An 18895-nucleotide genomic window follows, 5' to 3' on the forward strand; every position below is an offset into this window, starting at 1 on the left:
GTCGGCCCGGGCGCTGGCCACGGACGGGGATCCCACCCGTACCGGCACTGGTCCTCGTATACGACCTTGTACCCTTCCCTGTGGGCGTAGCAGACATTGTCGAACGTGCGGCGTTCACCATCACGTTCGGCGCAAACTGGCTTGTACTCCGGAATGCAGGCTCTTGGCACACTTGGGCGGGGTGTATAGGGTCCCTCTTCGACCACGCAGCTGGTTAGAACGAGGAGGCCCAACCCCAATGGCACGAACGTCTTGAGCTTCCGCGCGATACTCACAGCAAACCTCTCCCCTTGCCGGAACATCAATCGTGAAATCCCACCGCTGTACTGGATACCTGTACAGACGATCGGCAACCCTCGCCGGTCAGCGACGATTAAAGGACATATAAAAGTTATGTTCGCAACAGATTCTGCGGCGGCGAATGGAATTTCCGGCGTGTATGGTTATCGTATCTGTCTGACCAGCGCGCTGTCCGGATAGCATGTCGGCGCATGTCCGGCCCGCTCCTGCCAAAGCCCGATGGAACGCCGCGTTTTGAAGCTTACCAGCCCGTCAGCGCCACCGACGTCATGGCCCAACTGTTCGAGCCGCTTTTGCATCGCCGCCACTTGCGCGCGGCTGAAGCCTTCCACCTTGCCCCATGGCGTGACGAAGCGGATGTCGCCGTAAACGATCCGATCCGCCGCGTGCCCGACGAACAGGGCATAGAGGTCGCTCTCATTGTAGTCCTTGAGCCGATAGAAGTTCGGCGTCACGAGAAACGCAGGGCCGTGCCGACCTGCCGGCAGCATCAGGTAGCCCTCGCCCGCCATTTCGTGCTGCGGAAAAGGCTTCCCCGAGACGCGCGTGACACCCATCGCCGTCCAGTCGGCGATCCGGCGGCCCTGGTCGGGCCCTTCGAGCGTGCATGACAAATGCGCCGGCAGGTTTATCTCGAAGCCCCAGTCGCGCCCCTTCTGCCAGCCGTGGGCTGCGAGATAGTTGGCGATGGAGGCGAGTGTGTCCGGCACGGAGTTCCAGATGTCCGCCTTGCCGTCGCCGTCGAAATCCACCGCATATTTGAGATACGAAGTCGGCATGAACTGCGGCTGGCCGAGCGCCCCGGCCCAGGAGGACCGCATGGCCTGCGGGCTCACGCCGCGCTTCTGCACCATCTCGAGCGCCGCCAGCACTTCTTCACGGAACATCGCCTTGCGAGTGGCGAGAAACGCCTTGGTCCCGAGCACCTCGAAGACATTGTGCGGAATCTTCGCCCCGCCGAAGCCGGACTCGCGCCCCCAGATGGCAAGCACGATGCCCTTCGGCACGCCGAAGCGCTTCTCCACCGCATCGAGCACTGCCCCGTACTGCTTGAGCCGCGCGCGCCCGCCCGAGACGATGCCACCGATCGGCTCGAAATAGGCCGCTGGCGGGCGGAATTCGGCCTGGTGCTGGCCCTCGCTGCCCGTTGGCGCTGATTTGCCCGGCAGCACAAGGTCCGGCAGCTTCAGATTGGGCTTCACGCCTGCAAACGCCTGCTGGAACACGCGCTCGTCGATGCCGCGCGCCCGCGCCTCCGGCCAGAGATCGGAGCTGAGCCACTGCTGGAACTGCTTTTCGATGGCGTGCTGTGCGGATGCGGGAACGAGCGCCATGCAGATCATGGCAACGGACAGTACGAAAGCCTTCCAACCCTTCCGCATCCCGCTCTTCCTCTCTTTCCCCCGCCATGTTGCAGGCGTGCTGCGTGAGCCGGTCCTTCTGCGCTCTGCTTCCCCTCGTGCTGAGCTTGCCGAAGCATGAGCCCGTCGAACCCTGCAGTCACCCCCGGTTCACATGTCTAGAATGTTGTCCGCGACCTGAGAGCTGCGGTCAATGTGCCTTCATCCAGGTAGTCGAGTTCGCCGCCCACGGGCACGCCATGCGCGAGCCGCGTCACCTTCACGTCGAGGCCGGAGAGCTGGTCGGTAATGTAGTGCGCGGTCGCCTGCCCCTCGACCGTCGCGTTGACGGCGAGGATCACCTCGGAAATGCCGCCCGCCGCAACGCGGCTGACGAGCCCCGTGATATTGAGGTCGTCCGGCCCCACGCCGTCGAGCGGGTTCAGCGTGCCGCCGAGCACATGGTAGCGCACATTCATCGCTCCCGCGCGCTCCAGCGCCCAGAGGTCGGACACGTCCTCCACCACGATCAGCGTCGAGGGATCACGCCGCGGATCGCTGCAGATCGTGCAGGGATCCACCGTGTCGACGTTGCCGCAGGTGGAGCAGACGCGCACCTTCTCCAGCGCATCCCCCATCGCCGCCGTGAGCGGCGTGAACAGCTGTTCCTTCTTCTTGATGAGATGGAGCGCCGCCCGGCGCGCCGAGCGCGGGCCTAGCCCCGGCACCTTTGCCAGAAGCTGGATCAGGCGTTCGATTTCCGGGCCTGCGATACGCTTGGACATGGGAATTCTTCAAGCTTTCATGAAAGCATGGGCGGCATCTATGCCGCCCTGAAACGCTATGGCTGACCGCCGATCAGAACGGCAGCTTGAGGCCGGGCGGAATCGGCAGCCCCGCCGCCATCTCCTGCGTTTTCCTTTGCATTTCGGCCTCGATCTTCACGCGCGCGTCGTTGTGCGCGGCGAGAATCAGGTCTTCGAGAATCTCCGCCTCGTCCGCCTTGAGGAGCGACGGATCGATGTCGAGCTTCCGCATCTCGAACTTGCCGGACAGCGTGACCTTCACCGCGCCTGCACCGGCCTGGCCTTCCATTTCCATGTTGGCGATTTCTTCCTGCATCGCCTGGAGCTTGGCCTGCATTTCCTTGGCCTTGCCCAACATGCTAAAAAGGTCACGCATCTGATTCTCCGCATCTCAATGAAATGATTACTCGTCTTCGTCGTCGGCATCGAAGCCGGGGGCGGGCATGTCCTCGCCCTCCATCGCGTCATGGGCTGCCGCATCCGGTATCCGCACGTCGACGATCTTCGCACCGGGAAATGTCTTCAGGATAGCGGCGACCGTCGGATCGGACCGGGCATCCTCGATCGCCATCTCGCGCCGGCTGTTTTCCTCTTCCCAGAGGGTCGGCCCGCCCGGCTCGTTCGACACCGAGACGACCCAGCGCCGGCCGGTCCATTTAAGCAGCCTGTTGGTCAGGTCGCCAAGCAGTGTCTTGGGCGCCTCCGGCAGCAGATTGACCGTCAGCCGTCCCGGCTCGATGCTTACCAGCCGCACGTGCCGCTTGAACAGGATCTTGAAGGCGATGTCGCGGTGCGACTCAGCCAGCGCTGCGATGTCCGCGAGCGACCGCACCGGAACCTCGGGCGCGTTTTCGGCTTCGGCAGGCCGTGCGGGCGCGGTCTGCTGCACCGGCTCCGGCATGGACTGCACCAGACGCATCGTCTGACCGCCACCGCCGCCGCTGGTCACGAAGCTGGATCCGACGGCGTTCACGCCGCCGCCACTGCCAGGGGCGAAGCCGCCGCCATTTCCCCCGCCCCCCGGGAAGGAAGGCGCGCCGCCGCCCGGCCCGCCATTCTGCAGCGCCTTGAGCGCCTCATCGAGTGTTGGCAGGTTAGCCGCATGCGCGATGCGGATCAGCACCATCTCGGCAGCCGCCACCGGACGGGTTGCGTTCTGCACCTCCTGGATGCCCTTGAGCAGCATCTGCCACGACCGCGACAGCACCCGTACCGACAGCTGTCCGGCAAGCTCGCTGCCGCGCTTGCGCTCTTCCGGCGACAGGGCGCTGTCCTGCGCGGCTTCGGGAACGAAGCGCAGGCGGGTCACGAGGTGGTTGAATTCTGCAAGGTCGGTCAGCACCGTCACGGGGTCCGCACCCACGTCATACTGCGCGCGGAACTCGGCGAGCGCCGCCGCCACGTCGCCCTTCATCAGGTGCTCGAACAGGTCGATCACCCGGGCGCGGTCGGCAAGGCCCAGCATATCGCGCACCGTCTCGGCCGTGACATGACCGCCGGAATGGGCGATCGCCTGGTCGAAGATCGACTGGGCGTCGCGCATCGAACCTTCCGCGGCGCGCGCGATCATCGCCAGCGCCTCGTCGTCGGCCTGCACGCCCTCGGCTTCGCCGATCCGCGCCAGGTGCTCCTTGATGAGCCCGGCGTCGATGCGGCGCAGGTCGAAGCGCTGGCAGCGCGACAGGATGGTGATGGGAACCTTGCGGATTTCGGTGGTGGCGAAGATGAACTTCACATGAGGCGGCGGCTCTTCCAGCGTCTTCAGCAGCCCGTTGAAGGCCGCCGTGGAGAGCATGTGCACCTCGTCGATGATGTAGACCTTGTAGCGGGCAGACACCGGCGCATAGCGCACCTGTTCGATGATCTCGCGGATGTCGTCGATGCCTGTGTGCGAGGCGGCGTCCATCTCGATCACGTCGACATGACGTCCTTCAAGAATCGCCTCGCAATGCTCGCCGAATTCGGTGAGTTCGATCGTGGGATGGTCGACCGTCGCCGTCTTGTAATTGAGCGCGCGCGCCAGGATTCGCGCCGTCGTGGTCTTGCCCACGCCGCGCACACCCGTCAGCATCCACGCCTGGGCGATGCGGCCCGTGGCGAAGGCGTTCTTGAGGGTGCGCACCATCGGCTCCTGGCCGATCAGTCCGGAGAAGTCGCGCGGGCGGTATTTTCTGGCCAGAACCCGGTAGCCGCCGGCCTTGCTGGAATCAGTCTGCCCGGCGTCATTCATGCGGTCGCGCTCTCCATGGTGGCTTTGCGATTGTTCCCCATGAACGGGTGGTCGCGTCAACTAGCTTGGGCGAAAGAGGCAACCGATGCTGCCTGAAGCCGAAGTGGGAGGCTGGCTGAATGACCCGCGCCGAGCTCGTTAGGGCTGCTTCCTTCCGGACCTGACCCGGTTGGCGAGTGACACGTCCACCGCCAACCTCCCACGCTCCATATCGTCAATCGCGCGGAGAAATGCAAGTGCGCACGCAAATTAGCTTGCAGCTATTTCGCACTCACACTAGCCTGATTTTCCATGAGCGAACACATTTCCCCACAGGGCTCAGCGCCTGCGTTTGAACTGGATAGCCGGCTGGAGACCGAGAGCGTCCTGGTCGCGAATCTCGGCCTTTGCCAGCTGCGGCTGCGCAACGACGCCCGCTGGCCGTGGCTGCTACTCATCCCGATGCGCCCCGGGATCGAGGAGCCGCACGACCTGACTCCGCTCGATCAAGCCCTGCTGAGTTTCGAGACCAATCTGGTGTCCAAGGCGCTGAAGGACATGACCGGCTGCACCAAGATCAACGTTGGCGCCCTCGGCAACATCGTGCGCCAGCTGCACGTTCATGTCATTGCCCGCAACGAGGGCGACCTCTGCTGGCCTGGTCCGGTCTGGGGCTTTGGCGAGCGCGTACCCTACCAGCCGGACGAGTTGGCCCGTCTGGTTGCCGAGATCCGCAATCACCTCTGAAAACAAGACATTTCCCGAAGCGTGCGGGGGCGGCATGACGTTTTTCCCTTCCGAATCCAGGACCGCGGCCGAATGGCTGGCCTTTACTGGCAACGTGATCGACACGCGCTCCGAGAAGCGCACGGATGACGCCATCCGCATCGCGCTTGCCGATGACCGGGCCCGTTTCCTGCTCGCCGGGGAAGGAAAGGTCTGCATCCGCACGGGAACGCCGCCCGATGCCTTCTTCACCGAAAACGAGGCCCGGGCCCTTGGCGCCGACCTGGCCGAAACGGTGCTTCTCGGCACCGCCCCGTCGGGGCCGGTCCTCGCCGCGCCGATCCAACCGGAGACCGTTCCGGCAGAATGCGGCGTCGAGGCAGTGGACCTTCGCGGCACCTACAGCACCTATCACCTGCCTGCGGAAACGGTCGGCGCGATCGCCCAGGCGGCCGCCCTTCTGGCCTGGCACAACACCCACCGCTTCTGCGGCCACTGCGGCGGCAGAAGCGAGATGCGCAGCGGCGGCTACCGCCGCGTTTGCGTGAGCTGCGGCGCGGAGCACTTCCCCCGAACCGACCCCGTGGTGATCATGCTGGCCGTGAAGGGCGACCGCTGCCTGCTTGGCCGCAGCCACCGCTTTGCGCCTGGCATGTACTCCTGTCTCGCCGGCTTCATGGAGCCTGGCGAGACCATCGAGGCGGCCGTGCGCCGCGAAACCTTCGAGGAATCCGGCGTCCGCGTTGGACCTGTCCGCTACGTGGCGAGCCAGCCGTGGCCGTTTCCCTTCTCGCTGATGATCGGCTGCATCGCCGAGGCCGAAACGGAAGAAGTCGAGCGCGATACGGCGGAACTGGAGGATTGCCGCTGGTTCTCACGCGCCGAAGTTCTCCAGATGCTCGATGGCACCCACCCGGACGGCCTGCGCGCCGCCACGCGCGGCGCGATCGCGCGCTACCTCATCGCACTCTGGGCCAGCCAGGCTACGGCGTAAAGGAACGTTTCTCCGCCTCTCATCTCGCGTAAAGCTCTGTCGGCGTTCCTTGTCGCGCGCCTCGGCTCCGCTCACCGTTTTGCGCAGGTCGCATGTTGCGGCCAGGTCGCATAATCAGGAGTTGAGGTATGGCCACTGTGCTACCATTCACGAATGCCAAGAAGGAGTTGTACTTCCCACGGATGGCGACATTCTACGACAATGTCGCCCAGCCGCTGGCCTGGACAGCTCTGCGTTTCGCAACGGGAGCCGCCCTTGTCATCCAGGGCATCCCACTGATGAAGGATCCGCTCGGCATGACCGCCTTCTTTGACGGTATCGGCTTCCATCCCGGAGCCGTCTGGTCAATCGTCCTGCTGGTCATTCTGGTGCTGGGTGGAGCCCTGCTTGCCCTGGGTCTCTACACCAGGCCCGCTGCCCTCGCCGTCGGGGTCATGCTCCTCGTCACCCTCTGGTATCACCTGACCTATCCCTTCGGAACCCAACTGCTGACGCAGGAAGGCGTCACTGCCGTCACGTCCACGGCCGGGTTGCTGACGCGCGAAGGCTATGCCCTTCTCGCCGATGGAGGCCGGAGCTTCGTCGAGCTGGCGCAGGCCAAGTCCGTGCTGCTGTCCATTCTGTGGTCCGGCATCGCCTTTCTCTTTGCGGCCTTCGGCGGAGGCTATTTCTCGCTGGACCGCAAGTTTCTCCGCAAGCGCTACTAGAGCAGTCCCAGGAGAAGCGGAACCCGGTTTTCCGTCCGGGACTGCGACAAAACAATTGCTTAGAACCCTCCCAGGGAAATCGGGAACGGTCTTCCGTCTGGAACCGCGCGAAGCAAGGCGCGGTTCCGGAAAGCTCCAACGACGGTCTCCGTCGGAGGCTCTCAACATGAGGCGCGGGTCGCCTTCGTGTTTTCGTTTCAGCCTGACGCAACAGGTCAGTCTGCACCGTCATCCATCTGCGACTGTTCGCGGCGGAACGGATGCGCCTCGTAGACGCCGAGGATGCGCACCTCCCGCGAGAAGAAGCTGAGTTCTTCCAGCGCCAGCTGCACGCTGCGGTCGTCCGGGTGACCCTCCACATCCACGTAGAACTGCGAGGAGAAGAACCGTCCGCCGAGCTGGTAGCTTTCCAGCTTGGTGATGTTGACGCCATTGGTCGCGAACCCGCCCAGCGCCTTGTAGAGCGCGGCCGGCACGTTGCGCACGCGGAAGATGAACGTCGTCAGCATCGCCTGGTCGGGAGAGCGGCGCTCCGCCCACCGCTTCTCCTTGGACAGCACAACGAAACGGGTGATGTTGTTCGTTTCGTCCTGGACATTTTCCAGGGCGATTTCCAGCCCATAGAGCTCGGCCGCCAGCCGCGGCGCGAGCGCCGCCTGGCTGCGGATCTTTTCCTCCGCCACCTGACGCGCCGCCCCGGCCGTATCGCCGGCGACGACCGGCTTCCACCGGTGTTTGCGGATGATCTTGCGGCACTGGCCAAGCGCATGGATGTGGCTGTGCACCGATTTGATCTCGGAGATGTCCACGCCCGGCAGCACCATCAGCTGGAACTGGATCGGCAGGAAATACTCGCCCACGATGTGCAGCTTGGAACGCGGCAGCAGGTAGTGGATGTCCGCGACCCGCCCGGCCAGCGTGTTCTCGATGGGAATCATCGCGAGATCGGCCTTGCCCGTCTCGACCGCGATGAAAGCATCCTCAAACGTGGGGCATGGGAACGGCTCCATGTTGGGGAACATGTTGCGGCATGCCGTGTCGGAATTCGCCCCCGGCTCTCCCTGGAAGGCGATCCTGTTCGTCTTCGTCGGACCCATTCTTATCCTTTCTTCGCCAGCATCTGGCGCGCCTTCTCGAGATCCTCGGGCGTGTCGACTCCTAGCGGCACGGACTGAACGATCTCCGCGTCGATTCGCATGCCCGCCTCCAGCGCGCGCAGCTGCTCCAGCCGCTCCCGCTTCTCAAGCGTTCCCGCGGGAAGCGAGACGAATTTCTCCAGCGCGGCGCGACGGTAGGCATAGATGCCAACATGATGATAGAGCGGCCCGTCCCCCCAGGGCGCGGTCGCACGCGTGAAGTAAAGGGCGCGCAGACGCTCACCCGAATCAGTCACCGGCACGCCGACGATCTTCACGACGTTGGGATTGGTCTTTTCCTCTTCCTCGGTGATTTCCACACCCAGGGTCGCGATATCCACGTCGGGTTTCTCGAGCGGTCGCAGCACGGCCCGCACGTCCTCGGGCGGGATGGTCGGCAGATCGCCCTGAAGATTGATGATGATCTCGGCCTTGCCTTCCGGATCGGCGGTTTGCAGGGCCTCGAAGATCCGGTCAGAGCCGGATTGATGGTTGCCCTTGGTGACGATGGCTTCCACGCCCTCTGCCCGGGCAGCTTCCGCCACCTTCTCGGAGTCGGTGGCCACGATGACGCGGCCAACCTTGCTCTCTAGCGCACGCGCTGCGACCTGGGCTATCATCGGCTTGCCGGCGATATCCGCCAGGGGCTTGCCGGGAAGCCTCGTCGAGTCTATCCGCGCTGGGATCAAGATGAGAATGGTCATGGAGTTGCTTCTGGTTCTGGGTTGGAGCAAAGTGGCAAAAAGTAGCAGTTATGAAAGGTCTTATAGGTGTTGCAAGCCATTTGCAAAAGACCTAGTTTCCGCGCAATTTTTGCAGGCAGCGGTTGAGTGAGGACCAGTAGCCGTTTGATTTCGGCGGCAGGTTACTTGCAGCGTGTGGAGAAGGAGCCTCAGGGCGTATGGATTCTTTCGAGCTCAATAAGGTTTTAGGCGCGGTCCTCGGCACAGTCTTTGTCGTGTTTTCCGTCAGCCTAGTTTCAGACGCGATCTTCAGCTCGCATGCACCGGAAACTCCCGGCTATGCAATCGTCGCTTCGGAAGACGGCGGCGCTTCGGCCGGCTCGGATTCCGGTGGTGCTCCCGAATCGGTGCTGCCGCTTCTGGCGTCGGCTGACGCCGCGAACGGCGCCAGCATTTTCAAGCGTTGCGCGGCCTGTCACACCGACGACAAGAGCGGCGCGAACAAGGTCGGCCCCAACCTCTGGGGCGTCGTGGACCGTCCGGTTGCCTCGCATGAGGGCTTCAGCTATTCGGCTGGCATGCAGGCTTTTGCCGAGGGCGGCAAGACCTGGACTTACGAGAATCTCGATCATTTCATCGCCAACCCGAAGGGTTTCGTCCCGGGTACGGCCATGGCCTTTGCGGGACTCAAGAAGGTCAAGGAGCGCGCCGACCTGATCGCCTACCTGCGCGAACAGGCTGATTCGCCGGCTCCGCTCCCGGAAGTGGGCGCTGAGGGAGAAGCCGTTCCCGCGGAGGAAGCCGCTCCGGCCGAGCAGGCTGCTCCGGCGGAGGAAGCTCCGGCTGCTGAGCAGGCACCGGCAACCGAAGCTGCTCCGGCTGATAACGATGGGGCCGCCACCGAGCAGGGAGCTGCACCGCAGGAGGAAGCTGCTCCCGAGACCGACGGCGGCAATGCCGAAGAGGCTCCGGCCCAGTCGGCGCAGTGAACGGGCGATCTCACAAAGCTTTGAAAAAGCCGGCCTTTGGTCGGCTTTTTTGTTGCTGTTTGGCATTTGCCTTCTGCCGTGAATGATCTACTGTTTTCGGGTCGACAATCTGGGAGCGATCATATGCACGCAACGGCAACCGCTGCTTTCAGGAAGGCTGCACTTGCTGGACTGCTTGTGTTGTTGGCAGGAACCGGAGGACGCGCCGAGGATGAATGGCGCACCACCAGTTCGCTCATTGATCCTGATGCGGAACAGGCCGTTTTCGAGCGCTACGACTACGTCAATCCCGACGCCCCCAAGGGCGGTACGCTGCACCAGATTGCCTTCGGCACCTATGACAGCTTCAACCCGTTCATCGTGCGGGGCACTCCCGCGGCCGGACTTTCCGATTTCGGCGGCCTGCTGTGGGAGACGCTCATGGCCCAGTCGCCCGATCAGCCGGGCACCAGCCACGGCCTGATCGCTGAGGCCTTCAAGTACCCGCCGGACTTCTCCTCCGCCACCTACAGGCTGAACCCGGACGCCCGCTGGCATGACGGCAAGCCCATTACCGCAGAGGACGTGATCTGGTCGCTGGAGACGCTGAAAAAGATCAGTCCCTCACACATGCACTACTTCGCAAACGTGAAGGAGGCTGTCGCTCTCTCCGATCGCGAGGTCGAGTTCCGTTTCGACCAGGCCGGCAACCGCGAGCTGCCGCACATCATGGGCGACCTGCCCGTGCTGCCCAAGCATTGGTGGGAAGGCGTGAGGCCGGACGGAACGAAGCGTGACATCTCCCAGCCGACCCTGGAGCCGCCGCTCGGCAGCGGGCCGTACAAGATCGGCCAGTTCCGCCCGGGTAACGACATCACCTGGGAGCGCGTGAAGGACTACTGGGGCGAGAACCTGCCGGTGAACATCGGCCGCAACAACTTCGACCAGCGCCGCTACACCTATTTTCAGGACGACAACGCCGCCTTCCTCGCCTTCAAGAAGGGTGGCATCGAGGATATCCGGCGCGAAACGTCCACCCGCCGCTGGGTAACGGAGTACGATTTCCCCGCCGTCAAGGAAGGCAAGGTCATCAAGCGCGAGTTCAAGAGCGGCATGGTTCAGCCCATGCAGGCCTTCGTCTTCAACCTGCGCCGTCCGCAGTTCGCTGACCGCCGCGTGCGCGAGGCCCTCACGCTCGCCTACAATTTCGAGGACCAGAACCGGAAGCACTTCTTCGGCCTGAACAAGCGCCTGGGCAGCTATTTCGAGAACTCGGAGCTCGCCTCCGGCGGCATTCCGCAGGGGCGCGAGCTCGAGATCCTGGAGGAGTTCCGCGACCAGCTCCCGCCGGAGCTGTTCACGCAGGAGTTCAAGCTGCCGGTCAACGACACGCCCACGTCGGAGCGCCAGCATCTGCGCGAAGCCATCCGTCTCCTGAACGAGGCAGGCTGGGAGACCCGCGGCGGCAAGCTTGTCAACAAGGAAACCGGCGAGCCGTTCAGGATCGAGTTTCTTGGTGCCAGCGAGACCGCGGAGATCATCACGGACGGCCTCATCCCGAACCTGCGCAAGCTCGGCATCGACGCAACCCTCCGTATCGTGGATGCCTCCCAGTACATCCAGCGCGTCCAGAACTTCGACTTTGACGCCGTCACCGGGGTCTTCGGGCAGTCCAATTCCCCGGGTAACGAGCAGCGCGACTATTGGACCAGCAGGGCCGCCGACACGCCGGGCTCCCGCAACATCATGGGCATCAAGGATCCGGTGGTGGACGCCCTCGTGGACAAGATCATCTACGCCACGGACCGCGACGAACTGGTGGCGCTCACCCACGCGCTCGACCGTGTGCTGCTCTGGAACTACTACACGATCCCGCAGTACTACCAGCCGACGATCCGCATGGCCTACTGGAACAAGTTCGGCATTCCGGAAAAGCAGCCGGCCTATACCGGAATTGACATTGACTCCTGGTGGATAGATCCGGCCAAGAGGTGAGCGTCATGTTGGGTCTCACGCGACGTCTGTTTCTGACAGGGGCGGCCTCGTTGGCGGCCTCGGCCATGACGAGACCGATCTTTGCCGCCACGCCCGTCAACACGCCCGTCCACGGCCTGTCCGCCTTCGGCGACCTGAAGTACCCGGCCGGCTTCAAGCAGTTCGACTACGCCAATCCCGATGCGCCGAAGGGCGGCATCATACGGCTGCAGCCCGGCGACTGGCTGTTCAACCAGAACACGAACACCTTCAACACGCTGAACACCTTCGTGCGCACCGGCAGCGCGCCGCCCCGCATGGAGCTGTGCTTCGACAGTCTGATGAGCGGCAGCCTCGACGAACCGGACACCATTTACGGGCTGGTGGCCGAGACCGTGACCATTTCCGAGGACCGCAACAGCTTCACCTTCAGGCTGCGGCCGGAAGCCCGCTTCCATGACGGCTCGCGGATCACGGCGGAGGACGTGGCCTTCTCCTACGATCTCCTGAAGCGCGACGGCCATCCCACCTTCCAGCTCATCCTGGCCGAGATGGCCGCCGCCGAAGCCCTGAGCGACGGCGAATTCCGCCTCACCTTCTCCGGACAGCAGTCGGAGCGGACGATCCTCGCCGCCTCCACCTTCCCGATCCTGTCAAAGAAGGAACTTGCGACGAAAAAGTTCGACAGCGGGCACCTCCAGCCCTTTCTGGGCTCCGGCCCCTACCGGGTGGGGCGTTTCTCCGCCGGCCGCTTCATCGAATACGAACGGGTGGAAGACGACTGGGCCAGGAATCTCCCGTTCCGCAACGGCCTCTATCTTTTCGACATCATCCGCATCGACTCCTTCAGCGATCGCAATGCCGCCTTCGAGGCCTTCAAGAAGGGCGAGACGGAGTGGCGCGGCGAGTTCACCGCCTCGGTCTGGGCGACCGAATACGACTTTCCGGCCGTGCTCGACGGACGGGTCATCAAGCGCGAGTTCCCGGAAGACCAGCGTCCCAGCTTCTACTGCAAGGCGATCAATCAGCGCAGGGAACGCTTCCGTGACCTGCGCGTCCGCCAGGCGATCGCCCGCTGCTTCGACTTCGAGTGGATCAACCGCAACATCTTTTACGGCCTTTACAGGCGCAACCAGTCACCCTTCGAGAGCTCGCCCTATAAGGCGGAAGGGCTGCCGGGCCCCGAGGAACTGGCCATCCTTGAGCCGCTACGCGGCAAGATTCCGGAAGAGGCTTTCGGCGAAGCTGTCGTTCAGCCCACGACGGACGGCACCGGCAACGATCGCCGCAACCTGCGCGAAGCCGCCCGTCTGATGCACGAGGCCGGCTGGACGCTGAAAGACGGGTTCCTCCACAACGAGAAGGGCGAGCGTTTCACGGTCGAGTATCTGGTCAACGACGAGACCTTCCTGCGCATCTCGCCAGGCTTCATCCGCAACCTTCGCTCGATCGGTATCGACGCGACCATCCGCCAGGTCGATCCATCACAGTATCAGCTTCGGCTGATCGACTTCGAGTTCGACATGATCGACGTGGCCTTCTCCCTTGGCGCCACGCCGACCCGCGACACGCTCATGCAGTTCTTCCACTCCAGCACGGCAAACCTGCCGGGCAGCAACAACTATGTCGGCATGGCCGACGAGGCCGTCGACCAGCTGGTCGACATCGCCGCCCGTGCCGACAATCGCCAAGATTTCACTATTGCCATGAAATGTCTCGACAGGGTCTTGCGTGCGCGTCTGGACTGGATTCCAAATTGGGGCTCGGCGAATCGTCGTGTCGCCTTCTGGGACAAGTTCGGGTTTCGCGAGCCGAAGCCGGACTATGGCTTTCCGGTGGAAGCGTTATGGTGGTACGACGAGGAAAAGGCGAAGGCCATTGGCAAGTGACGGGTTGGTTCAAGGGCATATGCGGCAAGCGGACGAGGCGTTTCGCCCGATGGCAGTGAAGGTTGGCGGTTGCGCCTGCCTGGATGGAGTGGCGAACTGATGGGAGCCTACATCCTCCGCCGTCTCCTGCTGATGATCCCCACGCTTCTGGGGATCATGCTTGTGTCCTTCATCATCGTGCAGTTTGCGCCGGGCGGCCCCGTCGAGCAGGTGATCGCCCAGATCACCGGCCAGGCGAACGGTGCCGATTCCCGCATCGGTGGCGGCCAGGCCTCGGACCTTGGACAGACCTTCGACACCTCCGCTTCCAGCTCCAAGTACCGCGGCGCGCAGGGCCTCGATCCCCGCTTCATCGAACAGCTGGAGAAGCAGTTCGGCTTCGACAAGCCGGCGCACGAGCGCTTCCTGCTGATGATATGGAACTACCTGCGTTTCGATTTCGGGGAGAGCTACTTCCGCGATATCTCCGTCATCGACCTCATCATCGAGAAGATGCCGGTGTCCATATCCCTTGGGTTATGGATCACGCTGATCTCCTACGGAATCTCGATCCCCCTGGGCATCCGCAAGGCCGTCAAGGACGGCTCCCGTTTCGACGTATGGACCAGCGGCGTCATAGTTGTCGCCTACGCGATCCCGAGCTTCCTGTTTGCTGTGCTGCTGATGGTGCTTTTTGCCGGCGGCTCCTTCTTCGACTGGTTCCCGCTGCGCGGCCTCACCTCGGACAACTGGGACCAGATGTCCTGGCCCCAGCGCATCGTCGACTATTTCTGGCACCTGACCCTGCCGCTGACGGCGCTGGTGCTCTCCGCCTTCGCCACCACGACCTTGCTCACCAAGAACTCGTTCCTGGACGAGATCCGCAAGCAATACGTGGTGACGGCCCGCGCCAAGGGCCTGTCCGAACGGCAGGTGCTCTATGGGCACGTGTTCCGCAACGCCATGCTCGTCATCATCGCGGGTTTTCCCGGTGCCTTCATCTCGGCCTTCTTCACGGGCTCGCTGCTGATCGAGAGCATCTTCTCGCTCGACGGTCTGGGACTCCTCGGCTTCCGCTCGGTGATCGACCGCGATTATCCGGTGGTCTTCGCCACGCTCTACATCTTCTCGCTGCTCGGACTGCTGGTGAGCCTGATTTCTGACATCACCTACACGCTGATCGACCCCCGCATCGACTTTGAACGGAGGGATGTCTGAATGTCCGAAATTCAGGCAAAAGCTGAGGTTGAGCAGGTCAGAAACCGTGTTCGCCGGCCCTTTCTTTCGCCGCTCAATCAGCGGCGCTGGCAGAACTTCAAGGCCAATCGCCGTGGCTACTGGTCACTCTGGATTTTCCTGGGCCTCTTCATCCTTTCCCTGTTCGCGGAGTTCCTGGCCAACGACAAGCCGCTGATCGCCTCCTACAAGGGCGAGATTCTCGTCCCCGTTCTGGTGGACTATCCGGAGGAGAAGTTCGGCGGCTTCCTGGCCGTCACCGACTACCGCGACCCCTTCATCCAGGAGGAGATCGAGTCCAATGGCTGGATGATCTGGCCGCCCATCCGCTATTCCTACCGCACGGTCAACAACGAGATCCCGGGTGCCGCTCCCGCGAAACCGTCCTGGCTCTACACCAAGGAGGAGCGCTGCAGCCGCTATCCGCTCGGCGTCGACGATCCGAACTGCACCATCGGCAACTGGAACTGGCTCGGCACCGACGACCAGGCGCGCGACGTGCTGGCCCGGGTGATCTACGGCTTCCGGATTTCCGTCCTGTTCGGCCTCATCCTCACCTTTGCCTCGGCCGTGATCGGCGTGTCCGCCGGCGCCGTGCAGGGCTATTTCGGCGGCTGGACCGACCTGCTCTTTCAGCGCTTCATCGAGATCTGGTCGTCCATTCCGGTCCTCTACCTTATCCTGATCATCGCGGCCGTGCTGCCGCCCGGCTTCTGGGTGCTCCTAGGCATCATGCTGCTCTTCTCCTGGGTGGCCTTCGTTGGCGTCGTGCGCGCGGAGTTCCTGCGCGCCCGCAACTTCGAGTACGTGGCGGCGGCACGTGCGCTTGGCGTCTCCAACCGCACCATCATGCTGCGCCATCTCCTCCCCAACGCCATGGTGGCCACCCTCACGTTCCTGCCCTTCATCCTGAACGGCTCGATCACCACGCTGAGCTCCCTCGACTTCCTGGGTTTCGGCATGCCGCCCGGCTCGCCGTCGCTCGGAGAACTCCTTCGCCAGGGCCAGCGGCACCTGAACGCCCCGTGGCTCGGCATCACCGGCTTCCTCAGCCTCTCCATCATGCTCTCGCTGCTGATATTCGTTGGTGAGGCCGTGCGCGACGCATTTGACCCGAGGAAGACCTTCCGATGAGCCAGCCCCTTCTCTCGGTCCGCGACCTTTCCGTAGCCTTCACGCAGGGCGGCCAGACCAGCCTCGCCGTCGATCGCGTGTCCTTCGACATACTGCCGGGCGAAACCCTCGCGCTGGTCGGAGAATCCGGCTCCGGCAAGTCGGTCACCGCACTATCGGTCCTGAAACTGCTCCCCTATCCGCCCGCGAGCCATCCGAGCGGTGAGATCCACTTTGGCGGCATGGATCTCATGAAGGCGCCGGAGCCCGAGCTTCGCGCCGTCCGCGGCAACGAGATCAGCATGATCTTCCAGGAGCCGATGACCTCGCTCAACCCGCTCCACACCATCGAGCGGCAGATCAGCGAGGTCCTCAAGCTTCACCGCGGCATGAGCAACGAGAAGGCACGCGCGCGCACATTGGAACTGCTGCGCCAGGTCGGCATCCGCGAGCCCGAGAAGCGGCTCGACGCTTTCCCGCACCAGCTCTCGGGCGGTCAGCGCCAGCGCGTGATGATCGCCATGGCGCTCGCCAACGAGCCCAAGCTGCTGATCGCCGACGAGCCCACGACCGCTCTCGACGTGACCGTTCAGGCGCAGATCCTCGAGCTCCTGGCCGAGCTCAAGCGCGAGCGCGGTCTTTCCATGCTCTTCATCACCCATGACCTCGGCATCGTCCGCAAGATCGCCGACCGTGTCTGCGTGATGACGAGGGGCAAGATCGTCGAAAGCGGCCCGACCGCAGAGATCTTCACCAATCCGCGGCACGAATACACCCGTCACCTGCTGGCGGCGGAACCCAAGGGCGAGCCGCCTGCCGCGGACCCCGACGCCGAGACGGTGATGACGGGGAAGAACATCCGCGTGTGGTTCCCCATCAAGAAAGGCTTCCTGCGAAAGGTCGTCGACCACGTGAAGGCCGTGGACGGCGTCGACGTGACGGTGCGCGCCGGCCAGACCTTGGGCGTCGTGGGCGAATCCGGCTCCGGCAAGACCACGCTCGGCCTGGCCCTCTGCCGGATGATCTCTTCGCAGGGAGAGATTACTTTCCGCGGCCAACGCATCGACGGCCGCAGCTTCCGCGACATGCGCCCGCTCCGCCGCGAGATCCAGATCGTATTCCAGGACCCCTACGGCTCGCTCAGCCCCCGCATGTCGGTGAGCGAGATCATCGAGGAGGGCCTGAAGATCCACGAGAAGGGTCTCTCCGCCGCCGATCGCGACCGCATGGTCGTCGAGGTTCTCGAGGAAGTCGGCATCGACCCTGCCGTCCGCTTCCGCTACCCGCACGAATTCTCGGGCGGCCAGCGCCAGCGCATAGCCATCGCCCGCGCCATGGTGCTGAAGCCGCGCTTCGTGATGCTGGACGAGCCAACCTCCGCGCTCGACATGAGCGTTCAGGCCCAGGTTGTGGACCTTCTGCGCGACCTGCAGAAGCGGCACAATCTGGCCTATATGTTCATCAGCCATGACCTGAAGGTCGTGCGGGCGCTGGCCAACGAGGTGATCGTCATGCGCAACGGGCAGGTCGTCGAGACGGGACCCTCCGAACGGATCTTCACTGCTCCGCAGACGGACTACACCCGCGCCCTGATCGCCGCGGCCTTCGACATCGAGACTGCCCCCGTGGGCGTCGTGAACGAATAGGTGATCCCCATGTCCACCCAGCCCTCAGCGGTTCCGTCAGGAACCTTGAAGAGCGTCAAGGGCCGCGTCCTCCTGACAGCCCATGGGATGAATGCCGACCACTGGCGCAGGATGCTGAGCCAGGATGGCCGCAATGTCGTTCTGGAGCCCTCGGGCGAGGTCGACCCGACCATCGACTACGCCGTTCTCTGGCGCTATCCGCACGGCCTTCTGCGGCGCCTGCCCAACCTGAAGATCATTTTCTCCGCCGGCGCTGGTGTTGACCACATCATGTCCGACCCGGACGTCCATGATCTGCATGCCAATGTTCCGATCGTGCGCGTGGTCGCGCCGAACCTTACCCAGCACATGGCCGAATATGTGGTCTGGCGCGTGATGGACCATCACCGCCAGGGGATTGCCTACCGCCAGCTGCAGGCGCAGAGCGTCTGGGAATCCCTTTCCCAGCCGACCGCCAGCGAAGTGACCGTGGGCATCATGGGACTAGGCGCGCTTGGCCGCGCCGCTGCCGAAAAGCTTTTGGCCATCGGATTCCGGGTGGCGGGCTGGAGCCGTACCCCGCGCGACGTGCCGGGTGTGGAAAGCTATACCGGTGAGGACGGCCTGACGCCCTTCCTGAACAGGACGGACATTCTCGTCATTCTGCTGCCCCTCACGCCGGCGACTGAAGGCATGGTGAACTACAGCGTGCTGGCCCGCCTTCGCCAGAACGGCCCCCTAGGAGGCCCCTGCCTCATCAACGCGAGCCGCGGCCGCGTGCACAGGGAAGCCGATATTCTTCGCGCACTGGACGAGGGCATCCTGAAGGAAGCGAGTCTCGACGTCTTCGAGCGCGAGCCGCTTCCGGAGGAAAGCCCGATCTGGCAGCATCCGCGCATCGTCGTGACGCCGCACGAGGCCGCCGCCTCTGACCCCGACCACCTCGCCCCGCTCATGCTCACCCAGATGGAAGCCTACGAGCGCGGCGAACCCCTCAGCAACCTGGTGGATCGGGAACGGGGTTATTAAGGCTCTCCCTCACCATCACATGATGACGTTGACTGGTTACCGGGACAGTTTCATCACTAATTTCCTCGATGGGGTGGAGTGATCCACCCCCATTGAACGGGTCCACCTTGAAGTATGGTTTTGACCATGAAGGAGGACCACAATGGCCAACAAGCGACACAAGCCCGACGAGATCGTCACG

Annotated in this window: 16 protein-coding genes and 1 other RNA gene; 10 read left to right on the forward strand and 7 right to left on the reverse strand. The window is 63.6% G+C overall.

Features of this window, described 5'->3' with window-relative positions; translation table 11 throughout:
* Positions 1–443: 443 nt before the first annotated feature.
* The 5 genes from ABD906_RS11700 to ffs all read right to left on the reverse strand — a co-directional run bounded on the left by ABD906_RS11700 (position 444) and on the right by ffs (position 4876).
* Positions 444–1682, reverse strand: a complete 1239-nt coding sequence (locus ABD906_RS11700; protein WP_345099584.1) for a lytic murein transglycosylase — start codon at positions 1680–1682, stop codon at positions 444–446.
* A 137-nt stretch (positions 1683–1819) separates the two neighbouring features.
* On the reverse strand, positions 1820–2425 hold the full coding sequence (gene recR, locus ABD906_RS11705; RefSeq protein WP_345099585.1) for a recombination mediator RecR: 606 nt from the start codon (positions 2423–2425) through the stop codon (positions 1820–1822).
* Between the two features lie 73 nt (positions 2426–2498).
* Positions 2499–2822, reverse strand: coding sequence for a YbaB/EbfC family nucleoid-associated protein (locus ABD906_RS11710; RefSeq protein WP_345099586.1), 324 nt, complete (start codon positions 2820–2822; stop codon positions 2499–2501).
* A 27-nt stretch (positions 2823–2849) separates the two neighbouring features.
* Complete coding sequence (locus tag ABD906_RS11715; protein WP_345099587.1) at positions 2850–4676, reverse strand: DNA polymerase III subunit gamma/tau; 1827 nt, start codon at positions 4674–4676, stop codon at positions 2850–2852.
* Between the two features lie 103 nt (positions 4677–4779).
* An RNA gene (ffs, locus tag ABD906_RS11720) (signal recognition particle sRNA small type) lies at positions 4780–4876 on the reverse strand.
* 91 nt (positions 4877–4967) lie between these two features.
* Between ffs and ABD906_RS11725 the strand changes: the two genes are divergently transcribed.
* The 3 genes from ABD906_RS11725 (at position 4968) to ABD906_RS11735 (ending at position 7082) form a co-directional block, all read left to right on the forward strand.
* Positions 4968–5402, forward strand: coding sequence for an HIT domain-containing protein (locus tag ABD906_RS11725; RefSeq protein ID WP_345099588.1), 435 nt, complete (start codon positions 4968–4970; stop codon positions 5400–5402).
* Between the two features lie 34 nt (positions 5403–5436).
* Positions 5437–6375, forward strand: a complete 939-nt coding sequence (gene nudC / locus ABD906_RS11730) for an NAD(+) diphosphatase (RefSeq protein WP_345099589.1) — start codon at positions 5437–5439, stop codon at positions 6373–6375.
* 128 nt (positions 6376–6503) lie between these two features.
* Positions 6504–7082, forward strand: a complete 579-nt coding sequence (locus ABD906_RS11735; RefSeq protein ID WP_345099590.1) for a DoxX family membrane protein — start codon at positions 6504–6506, stop codon at positions 7080–7082.
* A gap of 215 nt (positions 7083–7297) precedes the next feature.
* Here ABD906_RS11735 and ABD906_RS11740 read toward each other — a convergent pair whose 3' ends face one another.
* A complete protein-coding gene (locus tag ABD906_RS11740) occupies positions 7298–8179 on the reverse strand; it encodes a prephenate dehydratase (RefSeq protein WP_345099591.1) in 882 nt (293 codons plus the stop codon).
* A gap of 2 nt (positions 8180–8181) precedes the next feature.
* Positions 8182–8922, reverse strand: coding sequence for a 3-deoxy-manno-octulosonate cytidylyltransferase (locus tag ABD906_RS11745; protein WP_345099592.1), 741 nt, complete (start codon positions 8920–8922; stop codon positions 8182–8184).
* Positions 8923–9119: 197 nt separating this feature from the next.
* Here ABD906_RS11745 and ABD906_RS11750 point away from each other — a divergent pair, with 197 nt between their 5' ends.
* The 7 genes from ABD906_RS11750 (at position 9120) to ABD906_RS11780 (ending at position 18714) form a co-directional block, all read left to right on the forward strand.
* A complete protein-coding gene (locus tag ABD906_RS11750; RefSeq protein ID WP_345099593.1) occupies positions 9120–9890 on the forward strand; it encodes a c-type cytochrome in 771 nt (256 codons plus the stop codon).
* Positions 9891–10013: 123 nt separating this feature from the next.
* On the forward strand, positions 10014–11864 hold the full coding sequence (locus ABD906_RS11755; protein ID WP_345099594.1) for an extracellular solute-binding protein: 1851 nt from the start codon (positions 10014–10016) through the stop codon (positions 11862–11864).
* Between the two features lie 65 nt (positions 11865–11929).
* Positions 11930–13732, forward strand: a complete 1803-nt coding sequence (locus ABD906_RS11760; RefSeq protein ID WP_345099595.1) for an extracellular solute-binding protein — start codon at positions 11930–11932, stop codon at positions 13730–13732.
* A 99-nt stretch (positions 13733–13831) separates the two neighbouring features.
* Entirely contained in the window at positions 13832–14929 is a 1098-nt protein-coding gene (locus ABD906_RS11765; protein WP_345099596.1) for a microcin C ABC transporter permease YejB, read from the forward strand.
* Positions 14930–16081 carry an ABC transporter permease gene (locus ABD906_RS11770; RefSeq protein WP_345099597.1) on the forward strand — a complete coding sequence of 384 codons (1152 nt, stop codon included), beginning with the start codon at positions 14930–14932 and terminating at the stop codon, positions 16079–16081.
* A complete protein-coding gene (locus ABD906_RS11775; RefSeq protein ID WP_345099598.1) occupies positions 16078–17706 on the forward strand; it encodes an ABC transporter ATP-binding protein in 1629 nt (542 codons plus the stop codon). Before ABD906_RS11770 ends, ABD906_RS11775 begins: the two co-directional genes overlap by 4 nt.
* A gap of 9 nt (positions 17707–17715) precedes the next feature.
* Positions 17716–18714, forward strand: a complete 999-nt coding sequence (locus ABD906_RS11780) for a 2-hydroxyacid dehydrogenase (RefSeq protein ID WP_345099599.1) — start codon at positions 17716–17718, stop codon at positions 18712–18714.
* Positions 18715–18895: the final 181 nt, after the last annotated feature.

This window comes from Chelativorans composti, assembly GCF_039541695.1.
Classification (GTDB): Bacteria; Pseudomonadota; Alphaproteobacteria; order Rhizobiales; family Rhizobiaceae; genus Chelativorans; species Chelativorans composti.